Source organism: Neobacillus sp. NPDC097160 (assembly GCF_044762155.1).
GTDB lineage: Bacteria > Bacillota > Bacilli > Bacillales > Cytobacillaceae > Neobacillus.
Genome location: NZ_JBIWDU010000015.1, coordinates 131,598 through 146,872, shown reverse-complemented (window position 1 = coordinate 146,872; position 15,275 = coordinate 131,598). Strand labels below are relative to the sequence as shown.

Genomic DNA, 15,275 nt, shown 5'->3' with positions numbered 1-15,275 from the left:
ATATATAAAAAGTTAAGTTTGTGGCTAAATCGGTGCTCTCCATCCCTGCTTGTTCAGCAATCGGTCCAGATTGTTGAATAACACCATTAATGAAAACTAGGTATTTAAGTTAAAATATAGATGAGATTGTGAAGGATTGTACTTAAACTAACTGTCCTTTAGTTGAAGAAGAAATGGTGAAATATAGGTTGACTTTGCTTGTAGTGTATATTAAAATTAAGAAAATTACAAATATTATAACATGGTGACGGGGAGTATTAAGGAATGTTTATTGTATAAAGAGCTGTCGGTTGGTGAAAGACAGTCAATAAAGTCCCCAACTCGCCCATGAGTGGTAAGGCTGATATGTAAGTCTTAACGGTTGACTCCCGTAATCAGTTATAAAGTAGATTTGTGTAATAGCAAATCAACAAGAGTGGTACCATGAAGGTAAAGCCTATCGTCTCTTATGAGATGGTAGGCTTTTTAATTTTAACATTTGTTAGATGAGGAGGAATTTATTATGGGAACTGTTTATTCATCAATACTTCCAAAACACGAAGAATTTATAAGAAAACAACGGATTTTTTTCGTTGGTTCAGCACCTCTAACAGCTGACGGTCATGTTAACATTTCACCCAAAGGTCATGATGTATTAAGAATTTTTTCCTCAAATGAGGTAGCTTATTTAGATTTAACTGGTAGTGGAAATGAAACAAGTGCACATTTAATAGATAACGGTAGAATTACTTTTATGTTCTTAGCTTTTGAAGGACCTCCTATGATTTTAAGGCTTTATGGTAGCGGTAATGTGATATTACCGGGCACACCAGAATGGACTGATATGGCGAAACATTTTGACATACTTCCTGGTGCTCGACAAATTATTCATGCAAAGATTGAAACAGTAAAAACATCATGTGGATTTAGTGTACCGTTCTACTCATACGATGGTGAAAGAGATACTCTTCAACAATGGGCTACCAATAAAAGTGAACAAGACTTAGAGGAATATCGTAAAAAGAAGAATTCTATAAGTATGGATGGGATAGTTACACCGATTGGAGAAAGTTTAGCTAACTTTAATAATGTTAAATAATCCTTGTTGCACTAAACTGTCCGTTAATCGAAGAAGGATTAACGCTTTTATTGTTGAAGTTATTTAGATAACGGGCAGATTTGTTAAAGAATGAAATTAATTTTAAGTAAGGAATTAGTAGAGATAATTAAAGGATTTTTTCGAAACTAATATTGAAACATGTTTTTATAAACATTAATTTAATTTTCGACTAACAAGTAAAATAAAATGTTTCTTGTGAGAATATCATGACTTGAAAAGGAGGTTATAAAATGACAAATAGATTCTCGTCAATGAATTTTGAAATAATAACTGAACGGCTCTACTTGAGTATGTGGGAGGAATCAGATGCATCCTGGTATAGGGAACTTGTTGGAGAACGGGGTATTGCCAAGCCAACTCTTGACGCTGCTCACAAAAAAGTTATCAGTTTTCGCGACAGAGCACTGGAAAGTGGTATAAGTCTACTCACGATCCGACGCAAAGATGAGGGAGATTTTATTGGATATTGCGGGTTAATTATCGGTCGTTCTACTCTAGAAGAGCCTGAAATCGCTTACGAACTGTTCCAAAGAGTCCACGGTAATGGCTATGCGACTGAAGCCGCATCGGCTATTATAGAAGCTGCGGTCGCAACTGGACGGCGACGTCTGTGGTCTACTGTGCGTTCTTGGAATATTGCTTCCTTTCGAGTTCTTGAAAAGATTGGTTTCATTCGCCACCATAGTATATGGGACGAGAATGGAGAACTTGTTTGGAACATGCGTGATCTTTAGATAAAAAGGTTTGTTTTACAAATAAACACCATTCGACTATGAAGATTACATAGTTAGAATACTTAATTCCAAAAGTGAAAGAAGACTGACTTCTTTAAGTAATATCAGAAACGCTTGAATGAATTAGCTTTTTTATTATGTAAGAAATATGCACATAAATTAACAGATGCTGTCCTTAAATAATAAGTGTGGTCTTTTTTTGTACAAAAAGTTGCTTTCTTAAATAACGAGGAGATCTTTTTCTTATTATATAAACGGTGAAGCATTCCTGTAATAATTGAAGATGAATCTAAAGTTTTTGAACAAATGTACTTAAACTATTGGGTGCGATGCTTCCATAACGAAGGATCGCTTTTGTCTTATTCAAGTAAAGGGCAGGATAGTTTAATAAGTTTTTTATTACTTAAATATTAGAGATGATTTTGTGGATTTAAAAGAAATAATCAGTTTTCTAAATAAACTAGACGACAGTAATATTTTTTATAAGCTAAATAAAGTTAGAAATGAAGCTATTATGGTTGAAATTGCAGTTCCAGGATAACGATGGGAAATTGAGTTTTTGGAAGATGGTATGGTAGAGATTGAAAAATTTATTAGTGATGGTAATTTTTACGAAAGTAATGAATTAGAAGTATTGTTAAGAGATTTCTCTGATTAAATAATTGGTCTTCAGCTAACGGGGCGTTTCTGTAATAAGCAGGAACGCTTTTTTACTATCATAAAAGTAAGTTACTTCATGAAAAGAAAAATGACAATACTAAATTAGCTAAAAAATACCTAGTAATTTAACAATTTTGAGGTAGGTTTTACCTTTAATAAGAATAAGTTGCAAGGCCATAATATAGAAGTAATTCAAAATAAAAAGAGAGATTCTCATGCTCGTGCAAGGAGACACTAGTTATGACGGTTAAGATGATTTCAAAGTGGGATGGTAACGGCTTTCTGGAGGTCAAGGATGAACATGATATTTTGACAAAGCTGCCGCAATATCTGAAAGTCGATTACACAGGTACAGCTAAAGGAAGAGATAATTTCACTGTGCTTGAAGGACGGGTAAAGGGTCAAAAATTCAGTGTCGATTCTCAGGCTGCTGCGCTCGGCCCTGTGATGAGCTATGACCCTCCAGCAGTTTTGCAATTCCATCCAGGGAAAAATTTGCTCCGCATTCCGCACCAAGTCGAGTATCAGGCGAAAACCGATGAAATTAATCCTATTCCTGAGGGCAACCACATTATACAGGTTGTTGATACTATTCATAAAGGTGGTCATGATTATCCTGACGCCGGTCCGTTTCGATTTTCCTGGTTTCCAATCGATGAGAAGGAAAACCGCTATCTTCATCCTGGGGAAGAAAGTGCGGGTTGCGTTACCGTACTTGACCACACAAGATGGATTGACATCTATGAGTATTTGATCAAACGACGCAAGAACGATACTTGCGTGAGTATCCTGCAAGTTTGTCCTCCCGACGCAGAAGATTGGTGCAAATTATTTAACGGCAAATATCAAATTACTGTTGATGGTGATGCGTATGCTTGGGGCGCGCTGAACTTAGAATTTTCGAAAGGCGCAGACAACTGGCTTAATGTTGTGGGTTCAACAGACAATCATCGCTATGGCTTTAGTGGTGCTTTTGCACTCACCAAAGATGCACCGGTAGCCCATTCCTTCGGCCCTCAAGGTGGAAGTGTCATGGAAGGCAGGCTGACCGATAATCAGCCAAGCTCACACTGGCCACGTGAATGTGATCTGCGCGTGGGATGCTGGGAAGTCAATTTCAAACCGGGTCTCATGATTCCGGTCCAAATTCAATGGAAAGGAACTATCGCCCAAGGACACTGGAATCAAGGGGCTCCGCACACACTTGTATTGACAGCGCTAGAACAGAAAAAGCGCCCCTGGTACAACTATCCATGGAACTATCCGAACTGGAGCCCATATCCACCACCACTGCCAGTTTAGATTCACGTTCCAATAAATAATTAGAGCAATACCCTAGCAAAAGGAGATAGGAAAATGGCAGATACAAAGAAAGAAATCAACAAAGAGCTCAGCGAAAATGACAGAGATAAACGGCCAGCAGATAAAGGAAGCGGAAATGAAGCAAAAAACGAGGCTGGCACTAAGAAGCGTGAGAACTTTTCCTCTCTTTACGGAGAAGAGAGCACTGGACCCAGCGAGAAAACGAGTGGTACTCAGAGTAACGACAAATGATGCGTGTTTGAGAGATGCTTGACCAAGCTAGAATTACGGATGTATGCCCGACCTAAAAAGCGCATCCCCTCGATTTTTAAGGGGATGCTTTTCTTATTCTCTATCCAAATCCAAATTTAATGACCTGACTAAAATTGCTCCCTGCTTTAGTTAAGGAAGCTGGAGGGAATTGACTATCTTAGAGAAATCATGCTCGAAAAAGGAAAAATTAACACTGGTGACTTTCTTGTAATAGGGCTCCATTTACGATTGAAAGTGCAATACCTACGGCCCAGTTCCAGCTGTAACAACTGCAATACAGGATTCCGGGTTTGTTGCTATCTTTACGCTTCTAGATAATATTTAGTATTCCAATAAATTCCTGTATTTATTACTAAACTAAAAATTGATAAAGTTGGATCATAAAATTATTAGTTGAATAGTCGCTCACATTCAATACGAGATTTGCAATTAGTAGAGGCACAGTAACTTTTTTGTTGTATACCTTTAAATAGAAAGTAAGCAAGCACTTATTATCTTATTAGTCATAGTATGCAATATATTATGACTAATTGGAGGAAATTAAATGTACCCTGAGTTTTATCCGAATCCTTATGTCCCTCATTACGTCATGTCACAATTGAACATGATTTGTAACGAAATAGAAAACGCTATTAAAAATCAGCACTTTTTTTATAATTATGACTCCAAAGTACAAATACAATAAAGAGTATTGATTACAAAGGTAGGCTTGCAGAGATTAGCACAAATGCTTAGTGCTCTCGCAACGAATTATCCAAACCTTGCACCGCTTTTAACTTATTTTGAAACAAATATTATAGCACCAATGGCTGCAGTGCAGCAATTGCGTCTGATTCCTTAGCAATACAATTAGCTGTTTTTCTACAGTATACGTACAAGTTAGATCCGACAAAAGCGACAACACTTGCTAATCGAATAGTATCCTTTATTTTAACCCTTTTATAAGGGATTTTGGGATTTGCTGTTCAAATTTGTCTTTTTCGTTTTCCAGGATGGTCACTTTCAGATATAAAATATGCACCTAAGTCAGTTATACAGTATATTGCTAAACAAATTCAGGTTGATGCCAAAGAATTTGATTTATATGCCGATCGAGAACAAACGAAGCATGAACATATGGAAGAAATCAGGAAAGAATATGGGTATTCAAATTTCAATGCCCGTCAAATGGCTAAGAGAGATTCCTGGTCAGTCTTCACCAGAAGCCTTTTTAAAAGTAATCGAACGATTAGAATATATTAGGAAGATAAATCTTTCACCGAACAATAACGATCTTCACCCCAATCGCCTGCTTCAGTTAGCTACGTTCTTCAACTAAAGCACCATATAGTTTAATTACCTGATTTGCAGATTAAATCTTCAATTCTTCATATTTAACTACATAGATATAGTTTTTGTTGCAACTGTTTGTTGAAATACCTGATCATGCTCAACAATAACCATTGTGGGATTAAATCTTTGAATAAGCTCTTCAATCTGCATACGCGAATAAATATCAATAAAATTTAACGGTTCATCCCAAATATATAAATGAGCTTTTTCACATAAACTTTTGGCTATGGGATTTCCTAGAATTAGTTTTAGGATACTACTTTTTCCGCTTCCATTCTTTCCATCAAGTACAATTCGGTCACCTTGTTCAACTTTAAAGCTAATTGGCTTATTCACTACATGGTCATCGTACTTAACAGACAGATCAGCCAAAACAATCAATTCATTTGACTGAAATTCCCTATTTATAGATAAGATATGGTCAACGCATCCATCTAAAAAAATTCTGTCATGTGAAATTAAAATAAATCCTTTTTTCTTCCTTAGATAATCGGAGACCATCTTTCGTGCATCAGTATCTAAATGATTGGTTGGCTCATCAATTAATAGAAATTGACCCTCATTCAAAAAAAGTGCAGCAAGCAACACCTTTGTTTGTTCTCCATTTGATAATGTTTTAAATGGTCGGTACATGACCTCTGCATCAACATTCAAATAGGATATTTCACGAAGATATTCCCAATCTTCTGCTTGGGGGCAAATTTCTTCAAAAATTTCATGCACTTATATTAAATAAGTTCTTTTTTGCCATTGGAATCATGACAAATAAAGTGTAAACTGATTTATAAAAATGGATAGACTAACCCTATATTTTGTAGTTTGAAGTTATTCATTTCAAATAAAAATATAGATTAGTTAATCATTGTCCATCCATCAGTCCTCTCATAATTGTATTTTTATATTAACATTTTTTTATGGAATACAATTCGGCATCATCTTACCTCAAATTACTGCTTGTTGCTCTTTTGATAATTTCCATACAATTGACCACAAGCAGCATCTATATCAATTCCAATTTGACTTCTAATGGTCACATTAATACCTGATGATTTTAATTTTTTGTAAAAATTAACAACATGACCTTCATCAACTTCACCGAACCTTAAAGGAGAACTGACGGTTGGGTTATATCTTACAGATCTGATTTAATGGACATAAAATCTTTATCACTGAGGCATATTATATTTACCAAAGATATTTTAATGAATTGAGGTTTTTGAAAATGGATGAAATGCGAACTACCAATCAAGTAGAAGAAGTAAATAAACACCTTAAAGAAATTCCCAAGGTAGTTGAAGAAAGAAGAATTGAAAATCAGCCTCAAACTGGAAAAAACGAGAAAGCCATCGAGCCGTTTTAATCCGAAACGGCAAACGAAAGAATCTTGCTGACCACAAATTTCATAAACCAATAAACAGGGCATGGAAATTTCCTATGCCCTGTTTTTATTCTTAAATTTGACCCCGACAATGTGGAAGCAGCAGTCCAAATAGATTTGTACTATGCTTGTCTTTTTTATACAACATAATAAGAACGGCATTACTTCATAGCAAATAGAGCTGTTCTTCTTCAACTAATGAGTATTTGAGTTGAAGAACTGAGCTGTCATCGTGGCAGCTTTTTCTTGTTGAACTAACTGGCAGGTTAGGCGAAGAGCATGATGAATATGAGTTTTATTGTTGGTGCATATAATATTAAAAAGAAAAAGAACCCATTATTGAGTTCTTCCTCTAGACATTTCACCCGTTAGCACCCATGCAGCAGTTCTTCAACATCTGAGGTTAACGGAAAATTTACATTTCCTTGTTAAATTGATTGGAATCCTTATGAAAAATAGCTACTTATTTATAGAGTTAATATTATTGCTCACATCACCATTATTGGAAGCTGTATTGTTATCTGCTTCAGCCGTCTCCACCATCTGGTTACCAATAACACCGCCTGAAACACCGCCTATAACAGTACCAATTAGTCCAAATGGAGCACCTATCATAGCACCCGCAACGGCATCAGTAAAAGTTCCTGCTGCTTCACCAAAGTCATTGGTACCTTGATTAGCATTACTACCAGCTTGGTTATTGCCACTATCTTCTTCATTTCCGCCAAAGTTATTGCGTTCGTTACTGTGATTCATCTATTCACTTCCTCGTTTATTAATAAGGAATATGCTAAATATGAACGCGCACCATCCTAAACATATACTACCCAGCTGAAGTGGTTTTACTCACTATATGTTTAGGAAGCACGCTTTATCCTCATTAATGCAGCTATAAAGGTATACACCAAGGGCATTGCTTTAATAAGGGGTGCTTTTTTGTTTTTTCAACAAACGGGGAAGGTTAGTAAAAAACAATAAAAAAGGGTTTGAAGGAGATAATACGGTAAGAGGTGACAATAATATGCGTTTATTTCTTATTCCCTTTTTATCGATGATGATTGTTCTCAAAGGTAATCCGACTTTTGCCCAAACAGATAATAACCCATTTGACAACAAAATAATAATTTCATTTATGACAGGCTTACAACCAGAAACTCCAAAACAAGCAGTGGAATTGTGGATTTTGGGGGTAAAAAATAGAAGTGGGGCAGTACAGTATGCTTTGCTGTCACCAACCCTTCAAAAACTGACAAAGAAGAAGTTCGATGAAAGATATTGGAGCACTGGACAATCAAGCCCTTGGGTCGATAATTTTGGGACAACAAAAGTTGAAAAAATAAATGATGAAAAAGTTAAATTCACAGTGACTTATGAATTAATAAGCTCCTATAAAAACTTTGGTACTGGACAAAAGGTAATTACTTTGGAGAAAAATCCAGCAACAGGAAAAAGAACTTGGTTCATAACTAAAATAGTTACAAAGTATAAAGAATACGAAGGGGTTACACCTGCTGAAACAGTGATTAAATAACGGCAGATGTCTAAGATAGAAGGTTCATTTTATTAAATTGTGTAGAATTACACTTAAACAAACGGGGGCAATAGTTGAAGAGCAAGACAGTAACAGTGGACAGACATTCAGGTTTTTATTTTTCTTTAAGAGGTATTTCCAGTTTTATGATGAATTAAAAATGGGAAAGAAATTAAAACGAATTCTGAAAATATTGGAGTGGAGGAACATGTCTAGAGAACAATACTTAAAAAGACGTGAGGAAGAGCTACGGAGAAAAATAATGGAGCTGGGAACAGTGAGAGATTCAATAGGTTCGTATCCCGAAGTGATTCAAAAGCTCTATAGGGATGAATTTGAGCGTTTAGAGCAACAAGTGGAACAGTTGAGACTGGATCAAAAAAAATATAAAAAATCTCAAGAACGATCTTCTTTGGAAAGGTAAGCCATTTTGCCGATACACCTTTTTTCTACTTTTTAACTAACATTGTGAAACCTTGTACTTAAACAAACGGGTGCTTTACTACAATAAAGAGTAAAGCCTTTTTGTTATTTAGTAACGGGAGGAGATGAAAGCTTTGTTATTGATTAGGTATCTTTTTGCTGAATGCTATTTACTTAAAAGAGCATAAAAAACTGTTTTTTCGGAATATTCTCTATTATTAGAGCCATATATAAATATTTTTGATACATTGGTTAATAAAAAGGGGAAATTGAATTGAAAAAATTTTATTTAATATTTTTGATGGTCATTATTCTAGTAGGTTGTCAATCAAATAAAACATTTCAAGCGAATAAAACATTTTTAACCTATAAAAGTGCTGTTGAATACGGGCTACAAAACGAGGGAATTACCAAAGATGGTATCATTGATGAAATTCAAGTTGGTGGTGAACAATTTATTATTTTTACAAACCCTAATCTAGGTGATTCAATAGCAATTGCTAACATTAATGTAGACAAAAATGGTGCTTATACTTGGAACCTAGTTGGTTCAAGAGTTGTTTTTGCAATGTGTTCAGATCATCACACTCCTTCGGTTAAGGATGAAATTCAAACTATATCCAGAAAAAAAATTAATTTTTATCTGGGAACGGATAAAACTAAACTAGCGTGGATGGCAGATGTGGATAGCGAAGAACTTAAATACGATGAAAAAAGAGAATTATATTATATTATTAGAGAAATATAGATTTTTTAACGCATCTTTTTATTGGAAAATCAGCAAGTAATGGAGGCAATTTGGTTGTATTAAAAAAGGCGGTGTTTTTTATTGATAAAAAAGTATTTAGTTTTATATGTCCTAGCGGTAATTAATACTAAAGGAGGGGCAAAATTTTTAATATCAACTTACTGCTGCTTGCAGTGGGACAGCAGGAGCTGTTAGATGAACTAATGTAGTTCCGATTGTAGTTTATCCAGCATGAGGGACACGTTGAATTGTACCAGACCCACAACCAATTTGTATAACTTCAGCATTGGCAATTAATCCAATCTTCAAAAAATTTATTTCAAATGTTTGTTTAAGATGTTTATCCATTTCATTCACCTCTTATTAATATATGATCAAAAGTTAGGTTTATTTCTGATAATAATAATAATGCCAAAAAGTAAACGAGAAATTAACTCATATTGCGAGGTGAGATAATGAAAATTTTTATGTGGTTATGCGGAGGAGAAAAATTTACTTAGATAAATCCAGATCAAGACCAATGTAAAAGTGTGGTGCAATTCTTGAAAAACTTTCCGATTATCAAGTCATCGAAAAGAATTAATTGCACATTACCGGATTAAGATGGATACCTTGTTGTTATAAGTTTTGTTCGCTGCGTATTTTCTTGATTAATGCCCGGCAGCCCGTTGAAACAAGACGATAGGTTTCATCAAAATCACCTGTGAAAAATGGATCGGGGACATCTTTCCTGTATTTGGTCAGGTCGAGCAGCCTAATGATCTTTGGATGATTTGGCTTGCCGGTTATGCTATGAATATTTTTTATGTTGCTTTCGTCCATACCGATAATATAGTCGGACTTCCAAATGTCTTCTTTCTTTAGTTGGCGACTAACAAGCCCAGCAGAAGAGATATTGTATTTCTTTAGAATATCAAGAGTTCCCTCGTGCGGAGGGAAGCCGATCTGCCATGAACTGGTTGCAGCGGAATCAACTGCAATTTTGTTAGTCAAATTTTCTTTTTTGACTAAGTCGCGAAACAAAGCTTCAGCCATCGGTGAACGGCAAATATTTCCCAGACATACAAATAAAACGTGGATCATGTACTTAACCCCTTTTAATTTATCTTATTATTTCCATTTAAATAGATTTACAAAATATAGATTGGAAAGATGTGTTGTTTTTCACGCTACCATCCATTAATGGAATCTTTTAACACTAAGCTGCTCCATCGATGACAAGGAGTATAAACAATACAATGATTAGAGCAAAGATAGCTCCGTATGCACCCTCTGCAATGTATAGAGTCCCCTTTCCATCGTAATTACAAAGTATGTACAAAACAGAAATATGGAACGGCGCTAGTTCCCAAGAAATCCTTGTGATTTGTCTTTCATTATTTAGTGTTAAAATTTGTGTAACATCTTAATTGTGAAGAGTTTCACTTATGCTAATGGGTTCGTTATTCGAAGGATCCAGTTGCTAATATTGGTGGCTTTTTTGTTATTCAACTAAAGTGGCAGGAGCGTTGAAGACAATAATGGTAATATGGAGATAGAGGAGGTTGTTTTTATGGTAATTCAATTAAATATGAATTCAAAAGCTATAACCGAAGTGTGGGAAGATACAGTTAAAGTTTTTCAAAAATACAATGTTCCAATTACTAATAAGGCATTACAGGCATTAGTTACTGACAATACATTACAAGTTTTATTAACTGAATTAAATAATGTAGTAGGTAGTTCCACTGCAACTTGCATTGAAGGTGGTTGACAAATGCCATCTAGAAGGGAGTAGGTTACTCCTTTGATACATATTTCTATAAAGTAAAAGGTTACGGTCGCCTTAATAATGAAATTTAACATCGGAGGTATTTATGGGTTATTACGACTTTAATAATAGACATAGATATTAGTCGGGATAAAAGATAATTATGTAGAATCTAACCAGTTCATCCGATGAGTTTATATAAATGTGTTCAGTATTTGCATTAAATTTAATCGTAATGAATGATAAAAAAGAGATATTATTTCAAAATCCCCTATAAAAAATAGAAACCGAATTCCTCCCCATACTTAAAAGCAGGGGCTTCCTTCGGTTTCATTTGGTGAAAAAACGCACAAACAGGAAACACCAATGTATTTGGTCCACATAAAATAAAGCAAAATTGTTCTGGGGTTGGTAAGTATGGATAATTCAAAGAATTTGAATCAAAATGGAAAAGACTTCAGCGATCCTAAAAGTAAAAAAATTTTACAGCTAGAAAAACAGGTTTCATTCGGGCTTTGGGTTCAAGTCTTTGGCCAGATAATTGAACTTAAAGGGTTATCAGAACTTTTTCATTTAGAAGATGATCCGAATACAATAGGTGAACAACAAATACTAACTGGTGTTTGGATTAGGACGATTGGCCAGATCCTTGAAGCGGTATCTGTCACTAGACAATTAGGAGAAACAGATTTGGTAAAACTTCTCCAAGAACAACAACTGGCAATCACAGGAGATTTTCTAGTGTCAATTGGTTCAGCTTATGAAGTAATCGGAGGAATTCATGTATTAGAAGAGGAATCAGCCAAAATACCTCGCATCGTTCCTTAAAATAAATCTACATCGGGTTTATGCTCAAAATTCACTCGAACCATGATTAAATAAATATGTATGCAATTGGTTTCAAAGGGCGGATCAACGATGCCTGCTTTTGGAGATCTTTTAACAGAGCAATAGATAAAAGATGTCACGGCCTATATCACGGAGATTGTAGCAAAAAAATGAGAATAAGGTAAAGAAGGCTGACCAGTAATTATTACTGGTCAGTTCTTCATGTTTTATCGAGTAAGTAGTTGTTTCCTTTGCAGCCAGCAAGGAAGAGGCCATCCAATTCTTTAGCAAAACCTTTCATCAGTGAACACCTTGTAATAAGGACGGAAGGGGAAAGGCTGAGTAGTATAGGTACATAGGTTGATATTTGTTGTCTCCGTCAATTTTGTATAAAATAAGAATAGAAAATAAATGAGAAAAGGTGATAATGTGGGAAAATTATCCGAAATCATATCAAATAATCATAATGAGAATGTTGAGGAATTAAAAGAACTGCTCCGGATTCCAAGCGTCAGTTCCTTATCTGAGCATAAAGAGGACATTCAAAAAGCAGCTTCCTGGATTGCTGATAAATTAAAAAACATAGGCATGGAACATGTGGAAATCGTACAGACCAAAGGACATCCTATTATTTATGCGGACTGGCTTCATCAGGAAAACGCCCCAACCGTCTTAGTTTACGGCCATTATGACGTACAGCCCGTTGACCCTGTTCATTTATGGGAAACTCCTCCATTTGAACCGACGATCCGCGATGAAAAGATTTTTGCCAGAGGAGCAACAGACGACAAAGGGCAGACGTTCTTACATATCAAAGCAGTGGAAACATTATTAAAAGTAGAAGGCCAATTACCGGTAAACGTAAAATTTTGCATCGAAGGGGAAGAAGAAATCGGAAGCCCCCATCTACCACCATTTTTATCCGAAAATAAAGAGAAATTATCCTGTGATGTGGTCGTGATTTCCGATTCTGATATGTGGGACAGAGGCGTCCCAGCCATCACCTATTCTTTAAGAGGTCTTTGTGCATTAGAGTTTTCCCTAAAGACCGCAAAGTCAGATTTGCACTCAGGCATGTTTGGAGGGGGAGTTCAGAATGCCAACCATTTATTGGTACAACTGCTTTCGACTCTTCATGATGCAAACGGAAAAGTGAATGTGGACCATTTTTATGATGATGTAGTGGAACTGACTGAATTTGAAAAGGATCAAATTAAAGCATTGGGTTTCAATGAAGAAAAGCTGAAACAATCGTTGGGGTTAACGGAATTTACGGGAGGGGAAAACAATTTTCCATATCCTGAGAGAATCAGTTCCCGGCCTACATTAGAAGTAAACGGCTTATGGGGCGGATTTCAGGGAGAAGGGACAAAAACAGTCATCCCGAACGAGGCACATGCCAAAATCACCTGCCGTCTCGTTCACAATCAAAACCCGGAAAAGATTCAGCAATTGATCAAGAAGCATCTGGAAGAACATGCACCAAAAGGATGCACACTAAATGTGACTCTTGGCGATACGGGGAATCCATTTTTAACCCCAATCGACAGTCCGATGATCCAAAAAGCGGCCGAAGCGTACCAAAACATATATGGGAAAGCACCTGTTTACAAACGAGAAGGCGGTTCGATTCCAATTGTATCGGATTTCAACCATTCCCTAAATGCACCTGTTGTCTTAATGGGATTCGGTTTACCAGATGAAAATCTTCATGCACCAAATGAACATTTTAACTTGGAAAACTTTGATAAAGGCATCATGACCATTTGTTCCTTTTTAGAGCTTCTTAATAAGTAAAACTGTGCGCTGTCACTACTCGTAAAGGGGGTGACAGCGCACTAAAGGTAACATGAAAGGACACGCACATGACATTTTTAGAAAAAATAAAACCCCACTTAATTAGCGATGATATTTTAATTCAAGAAACTGTCCTTCATGCACTACATGACTATCCTAACGTTCCTGAAGAATGGACAGTAGAATTAATAAAGGAAGCTTTTAAAAATAAAGAGAAGCAATCTTCTATTTTCATTTATGTGGATAAACAAACAATCAATGAAGAAGCCGTCCAGATTCTTATTGAAAATATACCTAAGATGGATCAGTCTAAAACCCATCTAGCGGTAAATTTATTCGATTATTTGGAACCAGAACTTGCGCTAAAATATAGGGAGCCATTGAATAGATACTTTTCCGATGATACTTGGGCGTTATACGAGTTAATCCAGCATGGGACCGCAGAAGAAGTTTTCAATGAATATGCAAAAACGATCCATGCCCTTGACCAAGCAGAGTCTTTTCAACACGAAGTATTCATAAAAGCAAAAAAACTAGCAAAATGTCTGGTGCAAAATAGTTGGATCACTGCAGAGGAAATAGCACTTGATATCGAGGATGAATTAAAAGAAGAATGGTTTTCCTTTAGTGGCATCTTGTCAGTTTATATGATTGGGCAATTAAATTTGTCGCAGTTTATTCCCATGCTGGCAAGATTATTATTCCGGGATGATGATATCCTGTTAGAAGAAGCTTCTTTTGCGTTAATAGGTTTTCAAAATGATGATGTTGTCAAAGAGGTTGCACCTTACTTAAAGAAATCAGAATCAATTATTTATGCTACTTCTGTGGTCGAAAATATCAAATCGGACCTTGCCGTAAAGGTTTTAAGAGAGACTTATAGGGCGGCAGAAGAATTAGAGGACCAAGATATACTGATCGAGTCTCTCTGTCATCAGTTGTCAAAAGAGGCATTGCCCGAAATCTCTGCCCATATGGAAAATGAGTATTTATCAGGTTTAGTTGATATAGAACAGGTCGTCTATAGTTACTATTCTATTCTTGGCGAGCAACACCCTGAATTAGAGGAATGGAAACAGGCAGCATTAGAAAGTGAAATGGATTTCAGGAACGCCCAAAAGCAATCGAATTTGCTGCAAAGTGGACCTGTTCGTAATGAAAATAAAGTGGGTCGAAATGACCTATGTCTATGTGGCAGCGGTAAAAAATATAAAAAGTGCTGTGGAAAATGAAGCATAGTATTGTGGCTGTGGAGTCAGTCCCCGGTGAATTAATGCTTTAACTTGCCGTGGGACTGTCCCTTTTATCGTCAGGGACTTTATCGAACATCCCTTAATGAAGTCCTATTCAAATCGTTCTTTAGTTATTTGAATAAATAATTGGACGATTGATTTCTTTTTGTGATGGAGGTGCAAATTAT

General features: G+C 35.9%; 17 protein-coding genes, 3 pseudogenes and 1 other annotated feature. Of the genes and pseudogenes, 14 read left to right on the top strand and 6 right to left on the bottom strand.

The genetic code is table 11. The features are described 5' to 3' along the window. Positions 1-235 precede the first annotated feature (235 nt). Positions 236-450 (top strand) — a binding site (T-box leader). Between the two features lie 52 nt (positions 451-502). From ACIQXV_RS20810 to ACIQXV_RS20785, 6 genes and pseudogenes are all read left to right on the top strand, one after another. Then, on the top strand, positions 503-1,078 hold the full coding sequence (locus ACIQXV_RS20810; protein ID WP_402961749.1) for a pyridoxamine 5'-phosphate oxidase family protein: 576 nt from the start codon (positions 503-505) through the stop codon (positions 1,076-1,078). Between the two features lie 251 nt (positions 1,079-1,329). Further along, positions 1,330-1,833, top strand: coding sequence for a GNAT family N-acetyltransferase (locus ACIQXV_RS20805; RefSeq protein ID WP_402961748.1), 504 nt, complete (start codon positions 1,330-1,332; stop codon positions 1,831-1,833). A 900-nt stretch (positions 1,834-2,733) separates the two neighbouring features. Continuing rightward, positions 2,734-3,795, top strand: a complete 1,062-nt coding sequence (locus tag ACIQXV_RS20800) for a hypothetical protein (RefSeq protein WP_402961747.1) — start codon at positions 2,734-2,736, stop codon at positions 3,793-3,795. A 54-nt stretch (positions 3,796-3,849) separates the two neighbouring features. Further along, complete coding sequence (locus ACIQXV_RS20795) at positions 3,850-4,047, top strand: hypothetical protein (RefSeq protein ID WP_402961746.1); 198 nt, start codon at positions 3,850-3,852, stop codon at positions 4,045-4,047. Between the two features lie 712 nt (positions 4,048-4,759). After that, positions 4,760-4,909 (top strand): hypothetical protein, encoded by a 150-nt coding sequence (locus ACIQXV_RS20790; protein WP_402961745.1) that lies wholly within the window; start codon positions 4,760-4,762, stop codon positions 4,907-4,909. A 110-nt stretch (positions 4,910-5,019) separates the two neighbouring features. Beyond that, positions 5,020-5,371 (top strand): annotated as a pseudogene (locus ACIQXV_RS20785) (DUF4158 domain-containing protein); the annotation flags it as partial. Between the two features lie 74 nt (positions 5,372-5,445). Here the strand turns inward: ACIQXV_RS20785 and ACIQXV_RS20780 are convergent. Continuing rightward, a pseudogene (locus tag ACIQXV_RS20780) lies at positions 5,446-6,120 on the bottom strand (ATP-binding cassette domain-containing protein); the annotation flags it as partial. Positions 6,121-6,347: 227 nt separating this feature from the next. Further along, a pseudogene (locus ACIQXV_RS20775) lies at positions 6,348-6,545 on the bottom strand (23S rRNA (adenine(2503)-C(8))-methyltransferase ClbB); the annotation flags it as partial. A 77-nt stretch (positions 6,546-6,622) separates the two neighbouring features. Here ACIQXV_RS20775 and ACIQXV_RS20770 point away from each other — a divergent pair. Then, positions 6,623-6,760, top strand: a complete 138-nt coding sequence (locus tag ACIQXV_RS20770; RefSeq protein WP_387319283.1) for a hypothetical protein — start codon at positions 6,623-6,625, stop codon at positions 6,758-6,760. A gap of 477 nt (positions 6,761-7,237) precedes the next feature. On the opposite strand, the gene ACIQXV_RS20765 is transcribed toward ACIQXV_RS20770, so the two are convergent. Further along, positions 7,238-7,534 (bottom strand): hypothetical protein, encoded by a 297-nt coding sequence (locus ACIQXV_RS20765; RefSeq protein WP_402961744.1) that lies wholly within the window; start codon positions 7,532-7,534, stop codon positions 7,238-7,240. 265 nt (positions 7,535-7,799) lie between these two features. On the opposite strand from ACIQXV_RS20765, the gene ACIQXV_RS20760 reads away from it, so the two are divergent. The 3 genes from ACIQXV_RS20760 (at position 7,800) to ACIQXV_RS20750 (ending at position 9,480) form a co-directional block, all read left to right on the top strand. Continuing rightward, on the top strand, positions 7,800-8,309 hold the full coding sequence (locus ACIQXV_RS20760) for a hypothetical protein (protein WP_402961743.1): 510 nt from the start codon (positions 7,800-7,802) through the stop codon (positions 8,307-8,309). Between the two features lie 208 nt (positions 8,310-8,517). Then, positions 8,518-8,733, top strand: coding sequence for a hypothetical protein (locus tag ACIQXV_RS20755; RefSeq protein ID WP_402961741.1), 216 nt, complete (start codon positions 8,518-8,520; stop codon positions 8,731-8,733). A 273-nt stretch (positions 8,734-9,006) separates the two neighbouring features. Next, positions 9,007-9,480: a hypothetical protein gene (locus ACIQXV_RS20750; protein WP_402961739.1), complete on the top strand. Its 474-nt coding sequence runs from the start codon at positions 9,007-9,009 to the stop codon at positions 9,478-9,480. A gap of 222 nt (positions 9,481-9,702) precedes the next feature. On the opposite strand, the gene ACIQXV_RS20745 is transcribed toward ACIQXV_RS20750, so the two are convergent. The 3 genes from ACIQXV_RS20745 to ACIQXV_RS20735 form a co-directional block, all read right to left on the bottom strand. Then, entirely contained in the window at positions 9,703-9,828 is a 126-nt protein-coding gene (locus tag ACIQXV_RS20745) for a spore germination protein GerPB (RefSeq protein ID WP_402961737.1), read from the bottom strand. Positions 9,829-10,098: 270 nt separating this feature from the next. Next, a complete protein-coding gene (locus tag ACIQXV_RS20740) occupies positions 10,099-10,563 on the bottom strand; it encodes a low molecular weight protein-tyrosine-phosphatase (RefSeq protein WP_402961735.1) in 465 nt (154 codons plus the stop codon). Positions 10,564-10,678: 115 nt separating this feature from the next. Next, positions 10,679-10,801: a YjcZ family sporulation protein gene (locus tag ACIQXV_RS20735; protein ID WP_402961733.1), complete on the bottom strand. Its 123-nt coding sequence runs from the start codon at positions 10,799-10,801 to the stop codon at positions 10,679-10,681. 231 nt (positions 10,802-11,032) lie between these two features. On the opposite strand from ACIQXV_RS20735, the gene ACIQXV_RS20730 reads away from it, so the two are divergent. The 4 genes from ACIQXV_RS20730 to ACIQXV_RS20715 all read left to right on the top strand — a co-directional run bounded on the left by ACIQXV_RS20730 (position 11,033) and on the right by ACIQXV_RS20715 (position 15,087). Further along, positions 11,033-11,233, top strand: a complete 201-nt coding sequence (locus tag ACIQXV_RS20730; RefSeq protein ID WP_402961731.1) for a hypothetical protein — start codon at positions 11,033-11,035, stop codon at positions 11,231-11,233. 414 nt (positions 11,234-11,647) lie between these two features. After that, the gene (locus ACIQXV_RS20725) at positions 11,648-12,058 is read left to right on the top strand and encodes a hypothetical protein (protein WP_402961729.1); all 411 of its coding nucleotides are present in this window, start codon (positions 11,648-11,650) and stop codon (positions 12,056-12,058) included. A gap of 411 nt (positions 12,059-12,469) precedes the next feature. Next, positions 12,470-13,855, top strand: a complete 1,386-nt coding sequence (locus ACIQXV_RS20720; RefSeq protein ID WP_402961727.1) for a dipeptidase — start codon at positions 12,470-12,472, stop codon at positions 13,853-13,855. A gap of 68 nt (positions 13,856-13,923) precedes the next feature. Further along, on the top strand, positions 13,924-15,087 hold the full coding sequence (locus tag ACIQXV_RS20715; protein ID WP_402961725.1) for an SEC-C metal-binding domain-containing protein: 1,164 nt from the start codon (positions 13,924-13,926) through the stop codon (positions 15,085-15,087). Positions 15,088-15,275 lie beyond the last annotated feature (188 nt).

Coding starts and splice junctions, on each gene's coding strand:
- ACIQXV_RS20810 (WP_402961749.1), top strand. CDS start 503: ATGGGAACTGTTTATTCATCAATACTTCCAAAACACGAAGAATTTATA.
- ACIQXV_RS20805 (WP_402961748.1), top strand. CDS start 1,330: ATGACAAATAGATTCTCGTCAATGAATTTTGAAATAATAACTGAACGG.
- ACIQXV_RS20800 (WP_402961747.1), top strand. CDS start 2,734: ATGACGGTTAAGATGATTTCAAAGTGGGATGGTAACGGCTTTCTGGAG.
- ACIQXV_RS20795 (WP_402961746.1), top strand. CDS start 3,850: ATGGCAGATACAAAGAAAGAAATCAACAAAGAGCTCAGCGAAAATGAC.
- ACIQXV_RS20770 (WP_387319283.1), top strand. CDS start 6,623: ATGGATGAAATGCGAACTACCAATCAAGTAGAAGAAGTAAATAAACAC.
- ACIQXV_RS20765 (WP_402961744.1), bottom strand. CDS start 7,534: ATGAATCACAGTAACGAACGCAATAACTTTGGCGGAAATGAAGAAGAT.
- ACIQXV_RS20760 (WP_402961743.1), top strand. CDS start 7,800: ATGCGTTTATTTCTTATTCCCTTTTTATCGATGATGATTGTTCTCAAA.
- ACIQXV_RS20755 (WP_402961741.1), top strand. CDS start 8,518: ATGTCTAGAGAACAATACTTAAAAAGACGTGAGGAAGAGCTACGGAGA.
- ACIQXV_RS20745 (WP_402961737.1), bottom strand. CDS start 9,828: ATGGATAAACATCTTAAACAAACATTTGAAATAAATTTTTTGAAGATT.
- ACIQXV_RS20740 (WP_402961735.1), bottom strand. CDS start 10,563: ATGATCCACGTTTTATTTGTATGTCTGGGAAATATTTGCCGTTCACCG.
- ACIQXV_RS20730 (WP_402961731.1), top strand. CDS start 11,033: ATGGTAATTCAATTAAATATGAATTCAAAAGCTATAACCGAAGTGTGG.
- ACIQXV_RS20725 (WP_402961729.1), top strand. CDS start 11,648: ATGGATAATTCAAAGAATTTGAATCAAAATGGAAAAGACTTCAGCGAT.
- ACIQXV_RS20720 (WP_402961727.1), top strand. CDS start 12,470: ATGAGAAAAGGTGATAATGTGGGAAAATTATCCGAAATCATATCAAAT.
- ACIQXV_RS20715 (WP_402961725.1), top strand. CDS start 13,924: ATGACATTTTTAGAAAAAATAAAACCCCACTTAATTAGCGATGATATT.